The sequence below is a fragment of the Streptococcus mitis genome (genome assembly GCF_001281025.1).
GTDB lineage: Bacteria > Bacillota > Bacilli > Lactobacillales > Streptococcaceae > Streptococcus > Streptococcus mitis_AK.
Map to the genome: position 1 here is coordinate 442,309 of NZ_CP012646.1, position 24,247 is coordinate 466,555.

The following is a 24,247-nucleotide window of genomic DNA, read 5'->3' on the forward strand; positions in this document are numbered from 1 at the left end:
AAACAAGAAAGCGCTTTATTTTGTATACTAGTAAGTGTAAAGAGGAAACATCCTCAAGATCTTTATCAGGAGGACAGCACATGTCACAAGAAAAATACATCATGGCCATTGACCAGGGGACTACAAGCTCTCGTGCCATTATTTTCAACAAAAAAGGAGAAAAGGTCAGCTCGAGTCAAAAAGAGTTTACCCAGATTTTCCCTCAGGCAGGTTGGGTAGAGCACAATGCCAATGAAATTTGGAACTCAGTCCAGTCAGTTATTGCGGGTGCTTTCATCGAAAGTGGTGTCAAGCCAAGTCAAATCGAAGCAATCGGAATTACCAACCAACGTGAAACAACTGTTGTCTGGGATAAGAAAACAGGGCTCCCTATCTACAACGCTATCGTTTGGCAGTCTCGCCAAACAGCCCCTTTGGCTGAGCAACTAAAAAACCAAGGTTATGTGGAAAAATTCCATGAAAAGACTGGTTTGATTATCGATGCTTACTTCTCAGCGACTAAGGTTCGTTGGATTTTGGACCATGTAGAAGGCGCTCAAGAGCGAGCAGAAAAAGGGGAATTGCTCTTTGGTACCATTGATACTTGGTTGGTTTGGAAATTGACTGACGGTGCGGCTCACGTGACGGACTACTCAAACGCAGCTCGTACCATGCTTTATAACATTAAAGAACTCAAATGGGATGATGAGATTTTAGAAATCCTCAATATTCCTAAAGCAATGTTGCCTGAAGTTCGTTCTAACTCTGAAATCTACGGTAAAACAGCGCCATTCCACTTCTATGGTGGAGAAGTTCCAATCTCAGGTATGGCTGGGGACCAACAGGCAGCCCTCTTTGGGCAGTTGGCCTTTGAACCAGGTATGGTCAAGAATACTTATGGAACAGGTTCTTTCATCATCATGAATACTGGTGAAGAGATGCAGTTGTCTGAGAACAATCTTTTGACAACCATTGGTTACGGTATCAATGGCAAGGTTTACTATGCCTTAGAAGGTTCTATCTTCATCGCAGGAAGTGCCATTCAATGGCTTCGTGACGGTCTTCGCATGGTTGAAAATTCACCAGAATCTGAAAAATATGCCCGTGATTCTCACAACAACGATGAAGTTTATGTTGTTCCAGCCTTTACAGGTCTAGGAGCTCCATACTGGAACCAAAACGCTCGCGGTTCTGTCTTTGGCTTAACTCGTGGAACAACTAAAGAAGACTTTATCAAGGCAACTCTTCAATCTATCGCTTATCAAGTGCGTGACATCATCGACACCATGCAAGTGGATGCTCAAACAGCTATCCAAGTCTTGAAAGTAGACGGTGGTGCAGCTATGAACAACTTCCTCATGCAGTTCCAAGCTGACATTTTGGGAATCGATATCGCACGCGCCAAAAACTTAGAAACAACAGCTTTGGGAGCAGCCTTCTTAGCAGGTTTGTCAGTAGGTTACTGGAAAGACTTGGATGAGTTGAAACTCTTGAACGAGACAGGAGAACTCTTTGAACCATCTATGAACGAATCTCGCAAGGAACAACTCTACAAGGGCTGGAAGAAAGCTGTGAAAGCAACCCAAGTCTTTGCGGAAGTAGACGACTAATACTGGAAGAATAAAGCGACTCAGTTAGAAAGTGTGTAAATATGGAATTTTCAAAGAAAACACGTGAATTATCAATTCAAAAAATGCAGGAACGTACCTTGGACCTCTTGATTATCGGTGGAGGAATCACTGGTGCTGGTGTAGCCTTGCAGGCGGCAGCTAGTGGTCTAGATACAGGTTTGATTGAAATGCAGGACTTCGCAGAAGGAACATCCAGCCGTTCAACAAAACTGGTTCACGGAGGACTACGTTACCTTAAGCAATTTGATGTAGAAGTGGTATCAGATACAGTTTCTGAACGTGCAGTGGTTCAACAAATCGCTCCACACATTCCGAAACCAGACCCAATGCTCTTGCCAGTTTACGATGAAGATGGAGCGACCTTTAGCCTCTTCCGTCTTAAAGTAGCTATGGATCTTTACGACCTCTTGGCAGGTGTCAACAACACACCAGCTGCTAACAAGGTTTTGAGTAAGGAAGAAGTCTTGGAACGCCAGCCAAACTTGAAGAAAGAAGGTTTGGTAGGAGGTGGGGTTTACCTTGACTTCCGTAACAACGATGCTCGTCTCGTGATCGAAAACATCAAACGTGCCAACCAGGACGGTGCCCTCATTGCTAACCACGTGAAGGCAGAAGGCTTCCTATTTGACGAAAGTGGCAAGATTACAGGTGTTGTAGCTCGTGATCTCTTGACAGACCAAGTCTTTGAAATCAAGGCCCGTCTGGTTATTAACACAACAGGTCCTTGGAGCGACAAGGTGCGCAATTTGTCTAATAAGGGAACACAATTCTCACAAATGCGTCCAACTAAGGGAGTTCACTTGGTAGTGGATTCAAGCAAGATCAAGGTTTCACAGCCAGTTTACTTTGATACAGGTTTGGGTGATGGCCGTATGGTCTTTGTTCTCCCACGTGAAAACAAGACTTACTTCGGTACAACGGATACAGACTACACAGGTGATTTGGAACATCCAAAAGTGACGCAGGAAGATGTAGATTACCTACTTGGCATTGTCAATAACCGCTTCCCAGAAGCCAACATTACTATTGATGATATCGAAAGCAGCTGGGCAGGTCTTCGTCCATTGATCGCAGGCAATAGCGCTTCTGACTACAATGGAGGAAATAACGGAACCATCAGTGATGAAAGCTTTAACAACTTGATTACGACTGTTGAATCTTATCTCTCTAAAGAAAAAACTCGTGAAGATGTAGAGGCTGCTGTTAGCAAGCTTGAAAGCAGTACCTCTGAGAAACATTTGGACCCATCTGCAGTTTCTCGTGGTTCTAGCTTGGACCGAGATGATAATGGTCTCTTGACCCTTGCTGGTGGTAAAATCACAGACTACCGTAAGATGGCTGAAGGAGCTATGGAGCGCGTGGTTGACATCCTCAAAGCAGAATTTGACCGTAGCTTTAAACTCATCAATTCTAAGACTTACCCTGTTTCAGGTGGGGAATTGAACCCAGCAAATGTGGACTCAGAAATCGAAGCCTTTGCGCAACTTGGAGTGTCACGTGGTTTGGATAGCAAGGAAGCTCATTACCTAGCAAATCTTTATGGTTCAAATGCACCGAAAGTCTTTGCTCTTGCTCATAGTTTAGAACAAGCACCAGGACTCAGCTTGGCAGATACCTTGTCCCTTCACTATGCAATGCGCAATGAGTTGGCTCTGAGCCCAGTTGACTTCCTCCTTCGTCGTACCAACCACATGCTCTTTATGCGTGATAGTTTGGATAGCATCGTTGAGCCAGTTTTGGATGAAATGGGACGATTCTATGACTGGACTGAAGAAGAAAAAGCCGCTTACCGTGCGGATGTCGAAGTAGCTCTTGCTAACAACGATTTAGCAGAATTAAAAAATTAAGAAAAAATAAAAGAGGCGGCGGGCAACAATCCTTGTCGCCCGCCCCTTCTTTTTAATGGAGATAGAAAGATGATGAATGAATTATTTGGAGAATTTTTGGGAACTTTAATCCTGATTCTTCTAGGAAATGGTGTTGTTGCAGGTGTGGTTCTTCCTAAAACTAAGAGCAATAGCTCAGGTTGGATTGTGATTACCATGGGTTGGGGGATTGCAGTTGCGGTTGCAGTATTTGTATCTGGCAAGCTCAGTCCAGCTCATTTAAACCCAGCTGTGACAATTGGTGTAGCTTTAAAAGGTGACTTGCCTTGGGCTTCTGTTTTGCCTTATATCTTAGCCCAGTTCGCAGGGGCTATGCTCGGTCAGATTTTGGTTTGGTTGCAATTCAAGCCGCATTATGAGGCAGAAGAAAATGCAGGAAATATCCTGGCAACCTTCAGTACTGGACCGGCCATCAAAGATACTGTATCAAACTTGATTAGCGAAATCCTTGGCACCTTTGTATTGGTATTGACAATCTTTGCTTTGGGACTTTATGACCTTCAAGCAGGAATCGGAACTTTTGCAGTGGGAACTTTGATTGTCGGTATCGGTCTATCACTAGGTGGGACAACAGGTTATGCCTTGAACCCTGCACGTGACCTTGGACCTCGTATCATGCACAGTATCCTTCCAATTTCAAACAAGGGAGACGGAGACTGGTCTTATGCCTGGATTCCTGTTGTGGGACCTGTTATCGGTGCAGCCTTGGCCGTGCTTGTATTCTCACTTTTCTAATCTAGAAAACAATTATGTTGATAAAGCTTGAGATGAAAATCTCAGGCTTTTTTAAAAATATTCATAGAAAAACTGCATAATCTTTAAAATTAGCTTAAATGCAGTGAAAATGTACGGTAAACAATTGAAAGATTACCCTAAAAAATGGTACAATGGTAGAAAAATACTATAGTAAGAGTTCATCTTATTTCACAAAAATTACAGAAATGAATGGTTTTTCTTGATGAAACAAAGAAAAGAATTGTACCTTTTTCTTGGTCGGACAGCCTTGTATTTTCTTATCTTTCTAGGGCTGCTTTACTTCTTTAGCTATCTTGGTCAGGGTCAAGGAAGCTTTATCTATAATGAATTTTAACTTGAAGGAGAATCCCTATTGTGTCAAATAAACCAATAGTAGATATGATTGAAACCATTGAGCATTTTGCTCAGACACAGCCTAGCTATCCTGTTTACAATGTTTTGGGACAGGAACACACTTATGGAGATTTAAAGGCTGATTCGGATAGTTTGGCTGCAGCCATCGATCAACTGGATTTACCAGAGAAGTCTCCTGTGGTTGTCTTTGGAGGCCAAGAATATGAAATGTTGGCAACATTTGTAGCGCTGACTAAGTCAGGTCATGCCTACATTCCGATTGATAGCCATTCGGCCTTGGAGAGAGTTTCGGCTATTTTAGAAGTAGCAGAGCCAAGCTTGATTATTGCCATCTCAGATTTTCCATTGGAGCAGATTTCTACACCGATGTTGAATCTAGCTCAGGTTCATGAAGCCTTTGCTCAAGGGACTAGCTATGAGATCACGCATCCAGTCAAGGGAGATGATAACTACTACATTATCTTTACTTCTGGTACGACTGGTAAGCCTAAGGGAGTGCAGATTTCCCATGATAACCTCCTCAGTTTTACCAACTGGATGATTACGGATAAGGAATTTGCGACGCCAAGTCGTCCGCAAATGCTGGCTCAGCCACCTTATTCTTTTGACCTGTCTGTCATGTACTGGGCGCCGACCTTGGCACTGGGTGGTACGCTTTTCGCTCTTCCTTCAGCTATTACTCAGGACTTTAAGCAACTCTTTGCGACCATCTTTTCATTGCCAATCGCTATCTGGACATCAACCCCTTCTTTTGCAGATATGGCCATGTTGTCTGAAGCCTTTAATAGTGAGAAAATGCCTGACATCACGCATTTCTACTTTGATGGTGAAGAATTGACGGTTAAAACGGCTCAAAAACTACGCGAACGTTTCCCAAATGCCCGTATTATCAATGCCTACGGCCCAACAGAAGCGACAGTAGCCCTGTCAGCAGTTGCTGTGACAGACGAGATGCTAGCGACTCTCAAACGCCTACCAATCGGCTATACCAAGGCTGATTCTCCAACCTTTATCATTGATGAGAATGGCAAGAAACTGCCAAATGGTGAACAGGGAGAAATCATTGTTTCTGGACCAGCCGTTTCAAAAGGTTATATGAACAATCCTGAAAAAACGGCAGAAGCCTTCTTTGAGTTTGAAGGTCTACCAGCCTACCATACAGGAGATGTGGGAACTATGACAGATGAAGGCTTGCTTCTCTACGGCGGACGCATGGACTTCCAGATTAAGTTTAACGGTTACCGCATTGAGTTAGAAGATGTCTCTCAAAACCTCAATAAGTCTCGCTTTATCGAGTCTGCTGTAGCTGTACCACGTTATAATAAAGACCACAAGGTGCAAAATCTATTGGCTTATGTCATCTTGAAAGACGGTGTTCGTGAGCAGTTTGAGCGAGATATTGATATTACCAAGGCTATCAAGGAAGATTTAACAGATATCATGATGTCCTACATGATGCCGTCTAAATTCCTTTATCGAGACAGTTTGCCACTGACTCCAAATGGAAAGATTGACATCAAAGGATTGATTAACGAGGTGAATAGCAGATGATGGAGTTCTTTCAACAGCTTCCTCATTTAGAGCCATACGGCAATCCTCAGTATTTTGTCTACGTGATTGCTGCAACCTTACCTATCTTTATTGGCCTCTTTTTCAAGAAACGCTTTGCCTGGTATGAAGTGCTGGTTAGCCTCTTCTTTATCGTCACCATGTTGGTGGGTGGGAAGACCAATCAATTGGCAGCCTTGGGTATTTACCTTTGCTGGGAGATATTGCTCTTACTCTTCTATAAGCATTATCGAAAAAGTAAGGATGGCAAGTGGGTCTTCTACCTAGTTAGCTTTCTATCCCTCCTTCCGATTATCTTTGTCAAGGTGCAGCCAGCTATCAATGGAACGCAGTCTTTGCTTGGATTTTTGGGAATTTCTTACCTGACCTTTCGTTCGGTTGGGATTATCATCGAGCTGAGAGATGGAGTGATTAAGGATTTTACCCTCTGGGAATTCCTCCGTTTTCTTCTCTTCATGCCGACTTTCTCGAGTGGTCCAATTGATCGCTTTAAGCGTTTTAATGAAAATTATCAGACCATTCCTGAGCGGGATGAGTTGCTGGATATGTTGGATGAATCTGTTCGCTATATCATGTGGGGATTTTTGTACAAGTTTATCCTAGCTCATATTTTAGGAGAGACCTTACTCCCTCCTCTGAAGAATCTAGCCCTGCAGTCAGGTGGCTTCTTTAACCACTATGCCTTGGCAGTTATGTATACCTTTGGTCTGGAGCTTTTCTTTGACTTTGCAGGTTACTCTATGTTTGCCTTAGCCATTTCAAATTTGATGGGAATTCGTAGCCCTATCAACTTTAATAAGCCCTTTTTATCAAGGGATTTAAAGGAATTTTGGAATCGTTGGCATATGAGTCTGTCCTTCTGGTTCCGTGACTTTGTCTTTATGCGAATGGTCATGGTGTTGACTAGAAAGAAGGTCTTTAAAAATCGCAATGTAACCTCAAGTGTGGCCTACATTGTAAATATGCTGATTATGGGATTTTGGCATGGCGTGACCTGGTACTACATCGCCTATGGACTCTTTCATGGATTGGGTTTGGTCATCAATGACGCTTGGGTTCGTAAGAAAAAAACACTCAATAAGGAACGGAAAAAAGCAGGGAAGCCTGCTCTACCTGAGAATCGCTGGATTCAGTTGCTTGGCATGGTTATCACCTTCCATGTCGTCATGCTGTCATTCTTAATCTTTTCTGGATTCTTGAATGATTTATGGTTTAAAAAATAAAGGAAATAAAATATGGATATCAAATCAGAAGTTATCGAAATTATTGATGAGTTGTTTATGGAAGATGTTTCTGACATGATGGATGAAGATCTTTTTGATGCAGGTGTCTTGGATAGTATGGGAACGGTAGAGTTGATTGTGGAGATTGAAAACCGTTTTGACATTCGCGTTCCTGTAACAGAGTTTGGTCGCGACGACTGGAATACAGCCAATAAAATCATAGCTGGTATTGTGGAGCTACAAAATGCTTAAACGCTTATGGATGATTTTCGGGCCCATCTTCATAGCTGGATTTTTGGTTCTTCTACTCATCTTTTTTTATCCAAGTACAACAAGCCATAATCTGACGGAGGAGAAATATTCGGCGGCTTCTGTTAGTGTAGAGAGTTTTAAAGAGAGAAGCCAAAAAGTAAGGGCTCTTACAGATCCAAATATGCGTTTTGTTCCCTTCTTTGGCTCCAGTGAATGGCTTCGTTTTGACGGTGCCCATCCTGCGGTATTGGCTGAGAAATACAACCGCTCTTATCGCCCCTATCTTTTAGGACAGAGGGGAGCTGCATCGCTCAACCAGTATTTTGGGATGCAACAGATGTTGCCACAACTGGAGAATAAACAAGTTGTATATGTCATCTCGCCCCAGTGGTTTAGTAAAAATGGCTATGAGCCAGCAGCCTTCCAGCAGTATTTTAATGGGGATCAGTTGACGAGTTTTCTGGAACATCAATCTGGAGATCAGGCTAGTCAATATGCAGCGACCCGCTTACTACAGCAGTTTCCAAATGTAGCTATGAAGGACCTGGTTCAGAAGTTGGCAAGTAAAGAAGAATTGTCGACGGCAGACAATGAAATGATTGAATTATTGGCTCGTTTTAATGAACGTCAAGCTTCCTTTTTTGGTCAGTTTTCGGTTAGAGGCTATTTCAAATACGATAAGCATGTAGCTAAGTATTTAAAGACCTTGCCAGATCAGTTTTCTTATCAAGCTATAGAAGATGTTGTCAAAGCAGATGCAGAAAAGAATACTTCTAATAATGATCTGGGAATGGAGAATTATTTCTATAATACACAGATTAAGAAGGATTTGAATAAATTAAAGGATTCTCAGAAAAATTTTACCTATCTCAAGTCGCCAGAATATAATGACTTGCAGTTAGTGTTGACACAGTTTTCTAAATCCAAGGTAAACCCGATTTTTATCATTCCACCTGTTAATAAAAAATGGATGGACTATGCTGGTTTACGAGAGGATATGTACCAACAAACGGTGCAGAAGATTCGCTACCAGTTAGAAAGTCAAGGTTTTACCAATATAGCAGATTTTTCTAAGGACGGTGGGGAAGCTTTCTTTATGAAGGATACCATTCACCTTGGTTGGTTAGGTTGGTTGGCATTTGATAAGGCCGTTGATCCTTTCCTATCCAATCCCACACCAGCTCCGACTTATCATCTGAATGAGCGCTTTTTCAGTAAAGACTGGGCGACTTATGATGGAGATGTCAAGGAATTTCAATAGATCATAATATAGAAGAGTTCAAGGATGAAACTAGTTTTCACGTTTTTTCTTGACTCTTTTTTTGGTTGTGATATAATTAACCAGTAAATAATTTTTCAAAGAATAGTATTTTTCTCTTAAAAAAGAGAAGTCCAAAAGGAAAGGAGTCAAATATGAGACAGCTAGCGAAGGATATCGATGCTTTTTTGAATGAGGTGATTTTGCAGGCAGAAAATCAGCATGAAATCCTAATAGGTCATTGCACTAGCGAGGTGGCTCTGACCAATACCCAGGAGCATATCCTCATGCTCTTGTCAGAGGAATCTTTAACAAATTCAGAGTTGGCCCGTCGTCTCAATGTCAGTCAGGCGGCAGTTACCAAGGCTATTAAGTCTTTGGTCAAGGAAGGGATGTTGGAAACATCTAAAGATCCTAAGGATGCGCGTGTAATTTTTTATCAGTTGACTGATTTGGCTCGTCCAATTGCTGAGGAGCATCATCATCACCATGAGCATACACTTTTAACCTATGAACAAGTGGCTACTCAGTTTACTCCAAATGAACAAAAAGTGATTCAGCGGTTTTTGACTGCTTTAGTAGGAGAAATCAAATAATGAGATATATTACGGTAGAGGACTTGTCCTTCTATTATGATAAGGAGCCTGTTCTTGAACATATCAATTATAGTGTTGATAGTGGGGAATTTGTGACCTTGACAGGGGAAAATGGGGCGGCTAAGACGACACTCATCAAGGCCAGTCTTGGAATCCTCCAACCACGCATTGGTAAGGTAACCATTTCAAAGACAAATACGCAGGGTAAGAAATTGAGAATAGCCTATCTTCCTCAACAGATTGCCAGTTTTAATGCAGGTTTTCCAAGTACGGTTTATGAATTTGTCAAGTCGGGACGCTATCCACGAAAAGGTTGGTTCCGTCGCTTGAATGCTCATGATGAGGAGCATATCAAGGTTAGTCTGGACTCAGTTGGCATGTGGGAACACCGAGACAAACGCTTGGGTTCTCTATCTGGGGGGCAAAAGCAGCGAGCGGTGATTGCGCGTATGTTTGCTTCTGACCCAGATGTGTTTGTCCTAGATGAGCCGACAACGGGGATGGATGCAGGAAGTAAAAACGAATTTTACGAACTCATGCACCACAGCGCTCATCATCACGGCAAGGCTGTTTTGATGATTACTCATGACCCTGAAGAAGTTAAGGACTATGCGGACCGCAATATTCATCTAGTACGTAACCAAGACTCGCCATGGCGTTGTTTCAACGTTCATGAGAATGATCAGGAGGTGGGCCATGCTTAGTTTGTTATCTTATGACTTTATGCAACGTGCCTTTCTGGCCGTTATTGCTATGAGTCTTTTCTCGCCAGTATTGGGAACCTTCCTTATCTTGCGTCGTCAGAGTTTGATGAGTGATACCCTCAGCCACGTCTCGCTTTCGGGTGTAGCCTTTGGTCTGGTTCTGGGGATTTCTCCGACTATTTCTACTATTGCTATTGTCTTGATTGCGGCGGTCTTTCTGGAGTATCTCCGTACGGTTTACAAGAACTTTATGGAAATCGGGACAGCTATCCTCATGTCAACAGGTCTGGCTGTTTCTCTGATTGTCATGAGCAAGGGTAAAAGCTCTAGCTCAATGAGTTTGGACCAGTATCTTTTTGGCTCGATTGTGACTATCAGCGAAGAGCAGGTCATTTCCCTCTTTGTCATTGCGGCGGTTGTCTTGATTTTGACCTTCCTCTTCCTTCGTCCGATGTACATTTTGACCTTTGATGAGGATACGGCCTTTGTGGATGGCTTGCCTGTTCGTACCATGTCCATTCTTTTTAACATGGTGACAGGTGTGGCCATTGCCCTTATGATTCCAGCTGCGGGAGCTCTTCTGGTATCGACCATTATGGTCTTGCCAGCTAGTATTGCCCTGCGTCTGGGGAAAAACTTTAAATCGGTTATGCTGCTTGCCAGTGCTATTGGATTTTTGGGAATGGTAGCAGGACTTTACATTTCCTACTATGCAGAAACACCTGCAAGTGCAAGTATTACCATTATTTTTGTAACTGTCTTTTTACTCATTAGTTTAGTAAGACGTTTTATCAAATAGGAGATGAACATGAAAAAAATTAGCTTATTACTCGCCAGTCTATGTGCCTTGTTTTTAGTAGCTTGTTCTAATCAAAAGCAGGCAGATGGCAAACTAAATATTGTGACAACCTTTTACCCTGTCTATGAATTTACCAAGCAAGTCGCAGGAGATACGGCTAATGTAGAGCTCCTCATCGGTGCTGGGACAGAACCCCATGAATATGAACCGTCTGCCAAGGCAGTTGCTAAAATCCAAGACGCAGATACCTTCGTTTATGAAAATGAAAACATGGAAACATGGGTCCCTAAATTGCTAGATACCTTGGATAAGAAAAAGGTCAAAACCATCAAGGCGACAGGTGATATGTTGCTCTTGCCAGGTGGTGAGGAAGAAGAGGGAGACCATGACCATGGAGAAGAAGGCCATCACCATGAGTTTGACCCCCATGTTTGGTTATCACCAGTCCGTGCCATTAAACTTGTAGAGCACATCCGTGATAGCTTGTCAGCAGATTATCCTGATAAAAAAGAGACCTTTGAGAAGAATGCTGCTGCCTATATCGAAAAATTACAAGTCTTGGATAAGGCGTATGCAGAAGGATTGTCTCAAGCCAAACAAAAGAGCTTTGTAACGCAACACGCAGCCTTTAACTATCTCGCCTTGGACTATGGACTCAAACAAGTCGCAATTTCAGGCCTTTCTCCAGATGCCGAGCCATCAGCTGCTCGCTTGGCAGAATTGACAGAGTATGTCAAGAAAAATAAAATTGCCTATATCTACTTTGAAGAAAATGCCTCACAAGCTCTTGCTAACACACTTTCAAAAGAAGCAGGTGTCAAAACAGATGTCCTCAATCCTTTAGAAAGTCTGACAGAAGAGGATACCAAGGCTGGAGAAAACTACATCTCTATCATGAAGAAAAACCTCAAGGCTTTAAAACAAACAACAGACCAAGAAGGCCCAGCTATCGAACCTGAAAAGGCAGAGGATACCAAGACAGTTCAAAATGGTTACTTTGAGGATGCAGACGTCAAGGACCGCACCTTGAGTGACTATGCAGGTAACTGGCAATCAGTTTATCCTTTCCTTGAAGATGGAACCTTTGACCAAGTCTTTGACTACAAGGCTAAGTTGACTGGTAAGATGACTCAGGCTGAGTACAAGGCCTACTATACAAAAGGCTATCAGACAGATGTGACTAAGATTAACATTACTGATAACACTATGGAATTTGTTCAAGGTGGACAAAGCAAGAAATATACTTACAAGTATGTTGGTAAGAAAATCTTGACTTATAAGAAAGGAAATCGTGGCGTGCGCTTCCTCTTTGAAGCGACAGATGCGGATGCTGGACAATTCAAGTATGTTCAGTTTAGTGACCATAATATCGCCCCAGTTAAGGCAGAACATTTCCATATCTTCTTTGGAGGCACAAGCCAAGAAGCCCTCTTTGAAGAAATGGATAACTGGCCAACCTACTACCCAGATAACCTATCTGGCCAAGAAATTGCCCAAGAAATGTTGGCGCATTGATGAGAAACCGACTAGTTCATAGGAGCTAGTCGGTTTTTTGAAATAGGGGCTGATGTGTAGCCCATTTCATGTGTCGGCGGATAGCCTATAGCTGTTATCTTTGGTAGATGCAATTTTGTTTCAAGGAGCAGAGTGTCATATTGGAAAAGGATCTTATAAATAATAATCAAATTTCACTCCTTTTAAAAATATTTGTTAGATATTTCACAAATGATTGAAAACGAATACAAAAAGTAATATAATGATGTTAAATATATAGCGCGAAGGCGCAGGAGGAAAATTATATGGCTACATTTTATGTTCCGGCAGTCAACCTTATTGGAAAAGGTGTTGTAAATGAAGTGGGTCCTTATATCAAGGAACTTGGCTATAAAAAGGCGCTTTTGGTGACAGATAAGTTCATCGAAGGAAGTGACATTTTGCCTAAGGTTTTAAAACCGCTAGATGCAGAAGGAATTGAATATGTCATCTTTAGCGATGTAGAGCCAAACCCTACTTGTAAGAATGTCACAGATGGGGTAGCTGCTTTGGAAGAACATGGATGTGATTTTATCATCAGTCTTGGTGGGGGTTCTCCACAGGATGCAGCTAGTTGTATTTCTATCATAGCAACAAATGGTGGAAAACCACAGGATTATGAAGGGCTTCATAAGTCTGCTAAAAAAGGCTTGCCAGTTGTGGCTATCAATACAACCGCAGGAACTTCTGCAGAGATTACTATTAACTACGTGATTACTGATGAAGAACGCAAGGTTAAAATGGTAATGGTTGATAAAAATAGCCTTGCTCTTATCTCTGTTAATGACCCTGAATTGATGATTTCAAAACCTCAAGCCTTGACTGCTGCGACAGGTATGGATGCTCTGACTCACGCTGTTGAAGCTTTGGTAACACCTGGTGCTTATGATGTAACCAAGAAACTGTCTATTGGTGCTATTGAGCTTATCAAGGAATACCTTCCTCGCGCTGTAGCAAATGGACACGATATTGAAGCGCGTGAAGGTATGGTCAATGCTATTTTCCTTGGTGGTATGAGCTTTAACAATGCTGGTCTTGGTTATGTTCACTCAATGGCTCATCAACTCGGTGCAGTATATAACTTGCCACACGGTGTTTGTTGTGCCATGTTGTTACCAGTTATAGAACGTGAAAATGCTAAACGTGTACCAGAAGCTTTCCGCAATGTTGCTAAAGCCTTGGGACTTCATGTAGAAGGTAAATCAGATGAAGAGTGTGCCGACTATGCGATTGCTGAGATTGAAAAGCTTTCTGAGACAGTAGGTATTCCTAAGAAATTGACTGAACTTGGTATTGAAGAAAAAGATTTCGACTTTGAATACCTTTCTAAGAATGCCTTGATTGATGCATGCGCACCAGGAAATCCATTTATGCCAACCTTAGAAGAAACGATTGAGTTTTATAAAGAGTTGTTTTAGCAAGAGATTTGACGACAATGTGACAATTCACCTCTAATTATTGACATTTCAGGAAAAATCGCAGTAAAAACTGCACATCCTTCTTTAAATGTGCTATAATACAGAAAAAAAATAATGATGGAGGTCGTCGCGATGATAACAACATTTTTGATGATTTTTGTGGTGGTTTGTGTGCTCCTATTGGTGATAGTCACACTGAGTACAGTTTATGTGGTTCGTCAGCAGTCGGTGGCGATTATTGAACGCTTTGGGAAATTCCAAAAGGTTGCCAATAGCGGCATTCATATTCGCTTGCCTTTTGGGATTGACTCGATTGCAGCGCGGATTCAGTTGCGCTTGTTGCAAAGTGATATTGTGGTTGAGACTAAGACCAAGGACAATGTGTTCGTTATGATGAATGTAGCGACTCAGTACCGTGTTAATGAGCAGAGCGTGACAGATGCCTACTATAAACTCATGCGTCCAGAATCTCAGATTAAATCTTATATCGAAGATGCTCTTCGCTCTTCTGTTCCCAAATTAACCTTGGATGAATTGTTTGAGAAAAAAGATGAGATTGCCCTTGAAGTTCAACACCAAGTAGCAGAAGAAATGACTACTTACGGTTATATTATCGTGAAAACCTTGATTACCAAGGTCGAACCAGATGCAGAAGTCAAGCAATCCATGAATGAAATCAATGCGGCGCAGCGCAAGCGGGTCGCAGCGCAAGAATTGGCGGAAGCTGATAAGATTAAAATCGTCACTGCAGCTGAAGCCGAAGCAGAAAAAGATCGCCTCCATGGTGTGGGGATTGCCCAACAACGTAAGGCGATTGTGGATGGCTTAGCAGAGTCTATCACCGAACTCAAGGAAGCCAATGTTGGCATGACAGAAGAACAAATCATGTCCATCCTCTTGACCAACCAGTATTTGGATACCTTGAATACCTTTGCCTCTAAAGGAAATCAAACCATCTTTTTACCAAATACGCCAAATGGTGTGGATGATATTCGTACACAAATCTTGTCAGCTCTACGTGCTGAGAAGAAATAATAGACTAAAGAGCTTGGCAACAGGCTCTTTTTGCATTACCCTTGTAGCTTTGAGGAATAAATCCTCCTCTACAAATTATAGAATCTTTTCTGAGTATTTAGGGAGTGATGGAGGAAGTCTTGAAAGCGCTTTTGTTTTGTGCTATAGTCAACTATATCGATTCGTTTAAAGAGGAATGCTTGTATGAGAAGAGAAGAAGTTTTACGAAATCACTGGTTTTTTAACCAAGAGGTGGGGAAGGAAGAGGCCTTGGCGTCGGATTTTCAGAGGGAAAATTGGCAGGTTATTCAAGTGCCACATGACTGGAGTATTTACAATGATTTTGACCAGTATTCGCCAGCGCAAAATGAGGGTGGTCAGTTAAACGGGGGTCAGGCCTGGTATCGGACACAGTTTTACTTGGAAGAAGATGCCAGTCTTGTATCGGTGCGTTTGTTGTTTGACGGGGTTTACATGAATGCCCAAGTCTATATCAACGGGCAAGTGCTGGGTTATTATCCCAATGGCTACACACCTTTTTCTTATGATATCACGCCTTATCTAAGAAATGATGGGACGGCCAACCAGCTTGCAGTTTTTGTGGAAAATCAGCAACCTAGCAGTCGTTGGTACTCTGGTAGCGGTATTTATCGAGAAGTAAAATTATTGATTACAGATTCGGTACATCTGGATTTGTATGGGATTAAGATAGAAAGTCCCAAGCTCAAGGAACAAAGAGATGGATGGGTGGAAACTCAGCTTACAAGTAAGGTTTCAAATGATGGACCTCAGTCCGTGTCGGTGTATTTGGAGCAGAGTATCTGGTATGATGGACAACAGGTTTCAGACTGGCAGGCGACAGACTCTCTAGTAATTGAGTCTGGGGACAAATATTCTTTCAAACAAGCCATATCAATTTTTCACCCCTTGCTTTGGGATATTGACCACCCTCGTCTCTATCAATTGAAGACTCGCCTCTACAAAAATGGCATTTTGGTTGATGAAGAAGAGGAGACTTTTGGTTACCGTTATATGGATTGGCAAGCGGATAAGGGCTTCTTTCTCAATGGTCGCTGGTTGAAGATTCATGGGGTTTGTCTCCACCATGACTATGGAGCACTGGGAACTGTGGAAAACAGGTCAGCTGCCGAGAGACGCTTGCGCCAGATGAAGGAAATGGGGGTCAATGCTATTCGAATCACCCATAATCCAGCCAGTAGCATCTTGCTGGATGTGGCTGCTAAAATGGGGCTACTTATTCAAGAAGAAGCCTTTGATACATGGTATGGAGGCAAGAAAGAATATGATTATGGTCGCTTTTTTGAGGAAGAAGCGACTCATCCAGAAGCGAAAGCAGGCGATTTCTGGTCAGATTATGATTTACGCACCATGATTGAGCGTGGCAAGAACAATCCAGCTATCTTTATGTGGTCCTTGGGAAACGAAGTCAGTGAAGCAAATGGCGATGCTCATTCATTGAAGACTATCAAACGCTTGCTAGAAAGGGTTAAGGAGGTTGATGATAGCCGTTTTGTGACCATGGGAATGGACCAGTTCCGCTTCGGAGATGGTTCTGGAGGTCATGAAAAGATTGCTGATTTGCTGGATGTGGTGGGCTTGAATTACTCAGAAGACAATATTGATGGGATTCGCAAAAGACATTCCAAGTGGCGACTTTATGGATCTGAAACCTCATCGGCTATCCGAACGCGTGATAGCTATTTTCGCCCAGATAAGGAATGGGTTGGTGATAATCGCCGCGTGCGGAATTTTGAACAGTCAGACTATGGCAATGATCGGGTTCCTTGGGGGAAGACAGCGACGGCTTCTTGGATAGCAGATAGAAATCGGCTAGACTATGCGGGTCAGTTTATCTGGACAGGAGTGGACTATATCGGTGAGCCGACTCCTTGGCACAACCAAAATGACACACCTGTCAAGAGTTCCTATTTTGGGATCGTGGATACGGCAGGGATTCCTAAAAATGATTATTATCTCTATCAAAGTCAGTGGTTGGCACTAGATCAGCAGCCTATGGTTCATATCCTGCCCCACTGGAATTGGGAAATCCACAAGAGTTATCAACAAGTTGTGGATAAGTATGGGGATATCCCTGTTCGAGTGTATTCAAATGCTGGTTTTGTAGAGCTATTTCTCAATGGAAAATCTCAAGGTAGGAAGACTTTTCAGGAAAAATGGACTTCAGATGGCAGAAAATACCAAGAGGGAGAAGGTTCTGGCCAACTCTATCTCGAATGGCGTTTGCCTTATCAACCAGGAGAATTACATGCTGTAGCCTATGACCGTCAAGGTCAGATTGTAGCAGAAGATAGGGTGGTAACTGCAGGTAAGCCAGCCAAAATCGGGTTACATGCCGATAAATCACAACTGGAGCCAGATGGGCAAGACCTCCTCTATCTCTATTTTGATGTATTGGACAAGGATGGAAATTGGGTGCCGAGTGCTTCCAATCAGCTTCATTTTAAAATTGAGGGCCCTGCTCGCATTGTAGGTGTGGATAATGGCAGGCAGGCCAGTCGTGAACGTTATCAGGCTCAGAAAAATAGTCGGTTTAAGCGGAAAGCCTTCCATGGCAGAGGTGTACTTTTGGTTCAGAGCTTGGAGCAGGCAGGCCAAGTAAGAGTAAAGGCCAGTGCCAGAGGGCTAGAGCCAGCAAGTTTTGATATCTTAGTGGGAGAGGCTTTGGCTACCCAACCAGTGAAAAATAAGAGCTTGTTTGAGATTCGAGTGGACAAGCAGGCAGGATTACAAGAAGGGGATTCCCCAGCGATTGGACTTTATCCACAAATTGTGGATAACCCTGTGAACAAGGTGGGGAATAGTGAAGTGATTTGGGAGACGAGTGGTAGTGCCCACGCCATTATCAAGCAGGGAGTGCTTTATTGCTTGTCTGCAGGCGACTTGGCTATTCGCGCCATTTATCAAGGAAAGACCTATCAAACTCATTTGCAGGTGGCAGAAAATACTTCGCTAGGCCGAGCAGTTTCTGTAAGACCACTTCGCTTGTATACAGCTAAGGGGACTTATCCACAGTTTCCATCATCGATCTTGGTGGACTATGAGTTCGGTAGTGCAAAACGAGTCAAGGTTGTTTGGGAGGAGATTCCTGAAGAAGCTTTGGCAAGATTTCATGAGTTTACAGTATCTGGTCAGCTAGAAGGTCTGAATTTAAAGGCTTCTGCTCAGGTTTGTGTTCAAGGGATTTGCGCTATTGAGCCTGAGAGGGTTTGGACGCTTGTCAAGGAACCCCCACACTTACCAGATCGAGTCAAGCTAGTCTTATCAGATGGCAGAAGAGATACGGCCAAGGTGACTTGGAATGAACTCGATCCTCAAGTCTATGCTCAGGTAGGAGAATGCGTTCTCACAGGACAGGTAGTGGGCTGTGAGTTGCCAGCAACAGTCACCATTCATGTGACAGATGCTAGTGTAGATGGAGAAGTTATTTCCAATCAGTGGACAGGGTCTAACCTGCCTCTGGTCTTTGCTTCTCACTCAGAGCCTAATCACCCAGCCTCTTACCTCAATGACAAGGTCATTGCTCGGAAGAAATCGACAGCCAATACTTGGATTACCAAGTCAGAGCAAGCCAGCGTGGGCATTCTTTTTGGAGATGCAGGGATTTTAAAACCGCGATTTGTGGATAACGTGACCTTGTATTATGTTGAAAATCAAGAATACCTGGCGGTGGAGCCTAGCTTTATTGATTATTATGTAGGGAATGAGCCTACTTTACCTCGGACTCCAAATCATTTGGATAAGGATTCCCTGCTCAAGCAAGAGGAGAATTGGCGCCCTGTATCAGCTATCCGAAAAGTGTCAAGCGACAAAGATGAGGAGCTTCGTTTTGAATTTGACAAGGTGGAAACCTATGCCCTTCGTCTTCGATTTGAAAAATTGGTAAATCCACTAGCGTTAACAGAATTGCAAGTACATGCCAAAAAAGTAAAGAAAAATGTAGATAGGAAGTAGTATGGTAAGAGAAATAAAACCGCATGGGCCCTTGCCTAGTCAGGCCCAGCTAGCGTATTTAGAGGATGAACTAGCAGCCTTTATCCATTTTGGACCTAATACCTTTTATAACCAGGAATGGGGGATAGGTCAGGAGGATCCTGTACGTTTTAACCCGACAAAGTTAGACGCGCGTGAGTGGGTGCGCGTGCTCAAGGAAACGGGCTTTAAGAAGTTGATTTTGGTGGTCAAGCACCATGATGGCTTTGTCCTCTATCCGACAGTTCATACAGATTATTCGGTCAAGGCCAGTCCTTGGAGGAATGGAGAGGGAGACTTGCTCCTTGAAGTATCCCAAGCTGCCACAGAGTTTGATATGGATATGGGGGTCTACCTATCTCCGTGGGACGCCCACAGCCCCCTCTATCATGTGAACCGAGAAGAGGACTATAATGCCTATTATCTGGCTCAGCTGAAGGAGACTTTATCAAATCCTGCCTATGGTAATGCAGGGAAATTTGCTGAGGTCTGGATGGATGGTGCCAGAGGAGAGGGCGCTCAAAAGGTCAATTATGAATTTGAAAAATGGTTTGAAACCATTCGTGAACTGCAGGGCGATTGCTTAATTTTTTCAACAGAAGGCACTAGTATCCGCTGGATTGGCAATGAACGAGGATATGCAGGTGATCCCCTATGGCAAAAGGTGAATCCTGATAAACTAGGAACAGAAGCAGAGCTGGACTATCTTCAGCACGGAGATCCCTCGGGCACGATTTTTTCAATCGGTGAGGCAGATGTTTCCATCCGGCCGGGCTGGTTTTACCATGAAGACCAGGATCCTAAGTCTCTTGAGGAGTTGGTCGAAATCTATTTTCACTCAGTGGGGAGAGGAACCCCACTCCTACTTAATATTCCGCCGGATCAAGATGGGCTCTTTGATGCAAAGGATATTGAACGCCTCTATGAATTTGCGGCCTATCGTAATGAGCTCTATAAAGAAGATTTGGCTCTGGGAGCTAAGGTATTTGGTCCTGCTCTTTCAGCAGACTTTGCCTGTCACTATTTGACAGATGGCCTTAAGACCAGCTCTTGGGCAAGCGATGCAGGCTTGCCCATCCAGTTAGAACTCGACTTAGGATCACCTAAAACTTTTGATGTAATTGAGTTAAGAGAAGATTTGAAGCTAGGGCAACGAATTGCGGCTTTTCATGTGCAAGTAGAGGTGGACGGCGTCTGGCAAGAATTTGGTAAGGGCTTTACAGTTGGTCATAAGCGCCTCCTGCGAGGTCCGCTAGTAGAGGCACAGAAGGTGCGCGTGATGATTACAGAGTCACAGGATTTACCTGTACTGACCAAAATTTCACTCTATAAAACTCCTAGCTTATCAAAAAAAGAAGTTGTTCAGGGGCTAGCATTTGCAGAAAAAAGTCTAGCTGTGACAAAGGGAGAGACTCTTCATTTTAGGATTGAACGTAGCGAAAGTAGCTCCTCTTTAGAGGCTAAGATTTCGATTCAACCGGGGACAGGTGTCCATGGTGTCGCCTATCAGGACGAGATTCAATTCCTTCAATTCCAAGCAGGGGAAAGCAAAAAAGATTTGTGCCTACCAACCCTGTATTTTGCTGCTGATAAGACCTTGGATTTCTATCTAAATCTAACTGTGGATGGACAACTGGTTGATCAAGCTCAAGTACAAGTTTCATAAAATAAAAGAACCTTTGCACGATACAAAGGTTCTTTTGTCTACTAGCTAGTGACTTGGTAACCAGCTAAGTGTAAAGGTTAGCTGATCAGCTTTCAAGAGGTCTTGGTGTTGAATGCTAGATACAGAGATCTTGTCCAGTCGGCATTCTTTTACAAAATTAAAATGGCTGTGGTTTTGTTTAGTATGGATATCCAACCATTTATCTTTTTTAGCTAGGTAGATACGGAGGTGATTAAAGAGAGGGATTCCGAGATCATAGTTTGGTTTGCCTGGACAGGTCGGATAAAATCCGAGAGCTGACCAGATGTACCAGGCTGAGAGACTACCATTGTCTTCATCGCCAGGATAGGCTTCCCAACTTGGCTGAAAAGCTTTCTGACGGAGCGTCTTGATGAGAAGGGCAGTGTAGTCAGGGTAATCGCTGTAGCGGAATAGATAAGGAATGTGGAAGCTAGGTTGGTTGGAAATGGCGAGTTGTCCAAAAGGAGCAGTAGCCATTTCGCTCATTTCGTGAATTTCGTAACCATAGCCTGTTGTCTCAAAGAGGGGAGCATCTTGACAGGTTTTCAAAAGATAGTTGCTGAAGGTTTCTTTTCCACCCATAAGTTGGATTAAGTCTGGGATGTCGTGGAGAACGCCTAAAGTTGCTTGGATGGCTGAACATTCGGCATAATCATGCCCCCAACCATAAGGAGAGAAGTCAGGGCGGAAGTTTCCTTGACCATCACGCGCTCGCATGTAACCTGTTTCAGCGTCAAATAGATGGCGGTAATTTTGTGATGCAACCTTGTAGGTTTCGGCGATTTCTATTTTCCCTAGTTTTTTGGCACAGCTGGCGATACAAAAGTCACTATAGGCATAGTCTAGGGTGTGGCTGACGCTTTCGTGGTGGTCGGTAGAGAGGTAGCCTAGTTCTTGGTATTGGGCTAGTCCGTGACGACCATTGATGCCGAGAGGGTCGGCCTTGCTGGCTGTTTCAAGCATGGCTTGGAGGAGTTCTTCTTCTAGGTCAGGGGCCATGTCTTTGCAGACGCTATCTGCGATAATACCGTCTAAAAGTGTACCTGGCATCATACCCCGTTCATCTGGAGCTAGCCATTTTGGAAGAAAACCAGTATCGCGGTAGTTATTGAGAAATCCTTCTAAGAAGCGGTGGTAGTGTTCCGGTATGATAAGAGCAAAGAGGGGGAAGGTGGTACGGAAGGTATCCCAGAAACCATTGTTGCTGAAGAGGACACCAGGCTTGACAGTTCCAGTAGCCAAATCTATGTGGATGGCTTGCCCTGATTCATCAACCTCATAAAAAGTCTGTGGGAAGAGGAAGAGTCTGTAAAGGCAGTGATCAAAGAAGGTTCGGTCAGCTTCTCCTGTCTCTATAATGTCAAAACGATGGAGGAGATTTTCCCAATTCGCTTGGGCATTTGCTTTACAGCTATCAAAATCTTCTTGAGGTAGATTAAGCAGAGTCTGAGAGTGAGAGATGAAAGAAGTCGCTAGCTGAATTTCAGCATGACTATCTGCCAGGTCGATTCGCCAGTCTCCACCTTCTTGGTTGATAGCAAGGATATCCGTATTCATTTGCAGGGCAGTGAACATAGTTAGTGGATTTTTGTTGGTTTCAGTTTTACCTTCTTGTCGCAGGGCAAGAGTTCGCTTATCTACTTGTTCTACTGTCAGTTCATCTGCTGCGTGAAGGTAGAGGGAGAGGGCTTTGCCTTGTTTTTGCTCTAAAAGAATAGAAGTACCGTAGCAAGTCGGTGTGAGCTGGGTTTCAATCTGATAGCGCAGGGAGAAAATTTTCAGATAATGAGGTTGGAAAGAGGCCTTATCCATATCATAGGAAGACTGACGATAGAAGAGGCTGTCTCCACCTATCTGGCCTGTGACAGGTGTCAGAAGGAGCCAAGAGTAGTCCCCAATCCAAGGACTGGGCTGGTGGGTTAAACGAATCCCCTGAAAAATAGGCAGATGTGGATCAAAAAACCAAGATCCATCCTGGTCACTGGTCTGGGGCACAAAGTAATTCATACCAAAAGGCACGCCTGTGTATGGCAGGGTATTTCCCCGAGAAAAGGCATGCTTGCTGGCAGTTCCAAAGCGGGTATCGATGGTTTCAAGTAGTGGTTTCATAGTCTTTCCTTTAGCTGTTTTTCTACATTATATCAGAAAATTATAACCTATAGAAAAGGAGTTTCAAAGATAACTATTTTGTAGAAAAATGACTATCATTTGTGTATGTATTTTCTGTCTCAAAAGCTATATACTGAAAATGAAACTTGTTTGAAAGAGGATACTGCACGATGATTTATTCAAAAGAAATTGTTAGAGAATGGCTAGATGAAGTGGCAGAGCGGGCTAAGGACCATCCAGAGTGGGTGGATGTTTTCGAGCGTTGCTACACAGACACCTTGGACAATACGGTTGAAATCTTAGAAGACGGTTCAACTTTTGTCTTGACTGGGGATATTCCTGCAATGTGGCTTCGGGATTCGACAGCCCAACTCAGACCCTACTTGCATGTGGCCAAAAGAGATGACCTCCTGCGTCAGACCATTGCAGGTTTGGTTAAACGTCAGATGACCTTGATACTTAAGGATCCCTATGCTAACTCCTTCAACATTGAGGAAAACTGGAAGGGTCACCATGAGACTGACCACACAGACCTTAACGGCTGGATTTGGGAACGCAAGTATGAGGTGGACTCGCTTTGCTATCCTTTGCAGTTGGCTTATCTCCTCTGGAAAGAGACTGGCGAGACTAGCCAGTTTGATGAGACTTTTGTCGCAGCGACAAAGGAAATTCTTCATCTGTGGAAGGTAGAACAAGACCACAAGAACTCTCCTTATCGTTTTGTTCGTGATACCGATCGTAAGGAAGACACCTTGGTAAATGATGGCTTTGGACCTGATTTTGCAGTGACAGGTATGACTTGGTCAGCCTTTCGTCCGAGTGATGACTGCTGTCAGTATAGTTACTTGATTCCGTCAAATATGTTTGCTGTAGTAGTCTTGGGTTATGTGCAAGAGATCTTTACAGAATTGAATCTAGCTGATAGCGAGAGTGTTATCACAGACGCTAAGCGTCTTCAGGATGAGATCCAAGAAGGAATTGAAAACTATGCTTACACCACCAACAGTAAGGGCGAAAAGATTTATGCCTTTGAAGTGGATGGCCTAGGAAATGCCAGCATTATGGATGATCCAAACGTACCAAGTCTGCTGGCTGCACCTTATCTGGGTTACTGTTCGGTCGATGATGAAGTTTATCAAGCAACTCGTCGCACCATTCTGAGCCCTGAAAATCCATACTTCTACCAAGGAGAATACGCTAGCGGTCTCGGAAGTTCTCATACCTTCTATCGCTATATCTGGCCAATTGCCCTTTCTATCCAAGGTTTGACAACGACAGATAAAGCAGAGAAGAAATTCTTGCTGGATCAGCTGGTTGCTTGCGATGGTGGTACAGGTGTTATGCATGAAAGCTTCCACGTAGATGACCCAACTCTTTATTCTCGTGAATGGTTCTCTTGGGCCAACATGATGTTTTGTGAATTGGTCTTGGATTACTTGGATATCCGCTAAGGAACACGCTTTAGCGC

Annotated in this window: 18 protein-coding genes; 17 read left to right on the plus strand and 1 reads right to left on the minus strand. The window is 43.3% G+C overall.

Annotated features, from left to right (window positions below):
* Positions 1-80: 80 nt before the first annotated feature.
* From glpK to RN80_RS02410, 16 genes are all read left to right on the plus strand, one after another.
* The gene (gene glpK / locus RN80_RS02335; RefSeq protein WP_060627350.1) at positions 81-1,589 is read left to right on the plus strand and encodes a glycerol kinase GlpK; all 1,509 of its coding nucleotides are present in this window, start codon (positions 81-83) and stop codon (positions 1,587-1,589) included.
* Positions 1,590-1,630: 41 nt separating this feature from the next.
* A complete protein-coding gene (gene glpO / locus RN80_RS02340; protein ID WP_060627351.1) occupies positions 1,631-3,457 on the plus strand; it encodes a type 1 glycerol-3-phosphate oxidase in 1,827 nt (608 codons plus the stop codon).
* 69 nt (positions 3,458-3,526) lie between these two features.
* Positions 3,527-4,231, plus strand: a complete 705-nt coding sequence (locus tag RN80_RS02345; protein WP_004255366.1) for an MIP/aquaporin family protein — start codon at positions 3,527-3,529, stop codon at positions 4,229-4,231.
* Between the two features lie 223 nt (positions 4,232-4,454).
* Positions 4,455-4,586: a teichoic acid D-Ala incorporation-associated protein DltX gene (locus RN80_RS02350; RefSeq protein WP_000813667.1), complete on the plus strand. Its 132-nt coding sequence runs from the start codon at positions 4,455-4,457 to the stop codon at positions 4,584-4,586.
* 20 nt (positions 4,587-4,606) lie between these two features.
* Positions 4,607-6,157: a D-alanine--poly(phosphoribitol) ligase subunit DltA gene (gene dltA / locus RN80_RS02355; protein WP_060627352.1), complete on the plus strand. Its 1,551-nt coding sequence runs from the start codon at positions 4,607-4,609 to the stop codon at positions 6,155-6,157.
* On the plus strand, positions 6,154-7,398 hold the full coding sequence (gene dltB / locus RN80_RS02360; protein ID WP_060627353.1) for a D-alanyl-lipoteichoic acid biosynthesis protein DltB: 1,245 nt from the start codon (positions 6,154-6,156) through the stop codon (positions 7,396-7,398). The genes dltA and dltB overlap by 4 nt, the downstream gene beginning before the upstream one ends.
* Before the next feature lie 12 nt (positions 7,399-7,410).
* Positions 7,411-7,650: a D-alanine--poly(phosphoribitol) ligase subunit DltC gene (gene dltC, locus RN80_RS02365; protein WP_000351967.1), complete on the plus strand. Its 240-nt coding sequence runs from the start codon at positions 7,411-7,413 to the stop codon at positions 7,648-7,650.
* The gene (gene dltD, locus RN80_RS02370) at positions 7,643-8,911 is read left to right on the plus strand and encodes a D-alanyl-lipoteichoic acid biosynthesis protein DltD (protein WP_060627354.1); all 1,269 of its coding nucleotides are present in this window, start codon (positions 7,643-7,645) and stop codon (positions 8,909-8,911) included. The genes dltC and dltD overlap by 8 nt, the downstream gene beginning before the upstream one ends.
* Before the next feature lie 152 nt (positions 8,912-9,063).
* Positions 9,064-9,504 carry a zinc-dependent transcriptional regulator AdcR gene (gene adcR, locus RN80_RS02375; protein WP_001249308.1) on the plus strand — a complete coding sequence of 147 codons (441 nt, stop codon included), beginning with the start codon at positions 9,064-9,066 and terminating at the stop codon, positions 9,502-9,504.
* Complete coding sequence (locus RN80_RS02380; protein ID WP_060627355.1) at positions 9,504-10,208, plus strand: metal ABC transporter ATP-binding protein; 705 nt, start codon at positions 9,504-9,506, stop codon at positions 10,206-10,208. The genes adcR and RN80_RS02380 overlap by 1 nt, the downstream gene beginning before the upstream one ends.
* A complete protein-coding gene (locus tag RN80_RS02385; RefSeq protein ID WP_045612455.1) occupies positions 10,201-11,007 on the plus strand; it encodes a metal ABC transporter permease in 807 nt (268 codons plus the stop codon). The genes RN80_RS02380 and RN80_RS02385 overlap by 8 nt, the downstream gene beginning before the upstream one ends.
* Positions 11,008-11,016: 9 nt before the next feature.
* A complete protein-coding gene (gene adcA, locus RN80_RS02390; protein ID WP_060627356.1) occupies positions 11,017-12,522 on the plus strand; it encodes a zinc ABC transporter substrate-binding lipoprotein AdcA in 1,506 nt (501 codons plus the stop codon).
* A gap of 284 nt (positions 12,523-12,806) precedes the next feature.
* Complete coding sequence (locus RN80_RS02395) at positions 12,807-13,958, plus strand: iron-containing alcohol dehydrogenase (RefSeq protein WP_049543204.1); 1,152 nt, start codon at positions 12,807-12,809, stop codon at positions 13,956-13,958.
* A gap of 150 nt (positions 13,959-14,108) precedes the next feature.
* Positions 14,109-14,993, plus strand: coding sequence for an SPFH domain-containing protein (locus tag RN80_RS02400; RefSeq protein ID WP_060628745.1), 885 nt, complete (start codon positions 14,109-14,111; stop codon positions 14,991-14,993).
* Positions 14,994-15,176: 183 nt separating this feature from the next.
* The gene (locus RN80_RS02405; protein WP_060627357.1) at positions 15,177-18,965 is read left to right on the plus strand and encodes a glycoside hydrolase family 2 TIM barrel-domain containing protein; all 3,789 of its coding nucleotides are present in this window, start codon (positions 15,177-15,179) and stop codon (positions 18,963-18,965) included.
* A 1-nt stretch (position 18,966) separates the two neighbouring features.
* Positions 18,967-20,649, plus strand: a complete 1,683-nt coding sequence (locus RN80_RS02410) for an alpha-L-fucosidase (protein WP_060627358.1) — start codon at positions 18,967-18,969, stop codon at positions 20,647-20,649.
* A 45-nt stretch (positions 20,650-20,694) separates the two neighbouring features.
* Here the strand turns inward: RN80_RS02410 and RN80_RS02415 are convergent, their stop codons facing one another.
* Positions 20,695-22,779, minus strand: coding sequence for a GH92 family glycosyl hydrolase (locus RN80_RS02415; protein ID WP_060627359.1), 2,085 nt, complete (start codon positions 22,777-22,779; stop codon positions 20,695-20,697).
* Between the two features lie 170 nt (positions 22,780-22,949).
* Here RN80_RS02415 and RN80_RS02420 point away from each other — a divergent pair, with 170 nt between their 5' ends.
* Positions 22,950-24,230, plus strand: coding sequence for a glycoside hydrolase family 125 protein (locus RN80_RS02420; protein WP_060627360.1), 1,281 nt, complete (start codon positions 22,950-22,952; stop codon positions 24,228-24,230).
* Positions 24,231-24,247: the final 17 nt, after the last annotated feature.

Bases quoted from the DNA above. Each gene is read 5' to 3' on its own strand.
- glpK (WP_060627350.1), top strand. From the start codon at position 81: ATGTCACAAGAAAAATACATCATGGCCATTGACCAGGGGACTACAAGC.
- glpO (WP_060627351.1), top strand. From the start codon at position 1,631: ATGGAATTTTCAAAGAAAACACGTGAATTATCAATTCAAAAAATGCAG.
- RN80_RS02345 (WP_004255366.1), top strand. From the start codon at position 3,527: ATGATGAATGAATTATTTGGAGAATTTTTGGGAACTTTAATCCTGATT.
- RN80_RS02350 (WP_000813667.1), top strand. From the start codon at position 4,455: ATGAAACAAAGAAAAGAATTGTACCTTTTTCTTGGTCGGACAGCCTTG.
- dltB (WP_060627353.1), top strand. From the start codon at position 6,154: ATGATGGAGTTCTTTCAACAGCTTCCTCATTTAGAGCCATACGGCAAT.
- dltC (WP_000351967.1), top strand. From the start codon at position 7,411: ATGGATATCAAATCAGAAGTTATCGAAATTATTGATGAGTTGTTTATG.
- dltD (WP_060627354.1), top strand. From the start codon at position 7,643: ATGCTTAAACGCTTATGGATGATTTTCGGGCCCATCTTCATAGCTGGA.
- adcR (WP_001249308.1), top strand. From the start codon at position 9,064: ATGAGACAGCTAGCGAAGGATATCGATGCTTTTTTGAATGAGGTGATT.
- RN80_RS02380 (WP_060627355.1), top strand. From the start codon at position 9,504: ATGAGATATATTACGGTAGAGGACTTGTCCTTCTATTATGATAAGGAG.
- RN80_RS02385 (WP_045612455.1), top strand. From the start codon at position 10,201: ATGCTTAGTTTGTTATCTTATGACTTTATGCAACGTGCCTTTCTGGCC.
- adcA (WP_060627356.1), top strand. From the start codon at position 11,017: ATGAAAAAAATTAGCTTATTACTCGCCAGTCTATGTGCCTTGTTTTTA.
- RN80_RS02395 (WP_049543204.1), top strand. From the start codon at position 12,807: ATGGCTACATTTTATGTTCCGGCAGTCAACCTTATTGGAAAAGGTGTT.
- RN80_RS02400 (WP_060628745.1), top strand. From the start codon at position 14,109: ATGATTTTTGTGGTGGTTTGTGTGCTCCTATTGGTGATAGTCACACTG.
- RN80_RS02405 (WP_060627357.1), top strand. From the start codon at position 15,177: ATGAGAAGAGAAGAAGTTTTACGAAATCACTGGTTTTTTAACCAAGAG.
- RN80_RS02410 (WP_060627358.1), top strand. From the start codon at position 18,967: ATGGTAAGAGAAATAAAACCGCATGGGCCCTTGCCTAGTCAGGCCCAG.
- RN80_RS02415 (WP_060627359.1), bottom strand. From the start codon at position 22,779: ATGAAACCACTACTTGAAACCATCGATACCCGCTTTGGAACTGCCAGC.
- RN80_RS02420 (WP_060627360.1), top strand. From the start codon at position 22,950: ATGATTTATTCAAAAGAAATTGTTAGAGAATGGCTAGATGAAGTGGCA.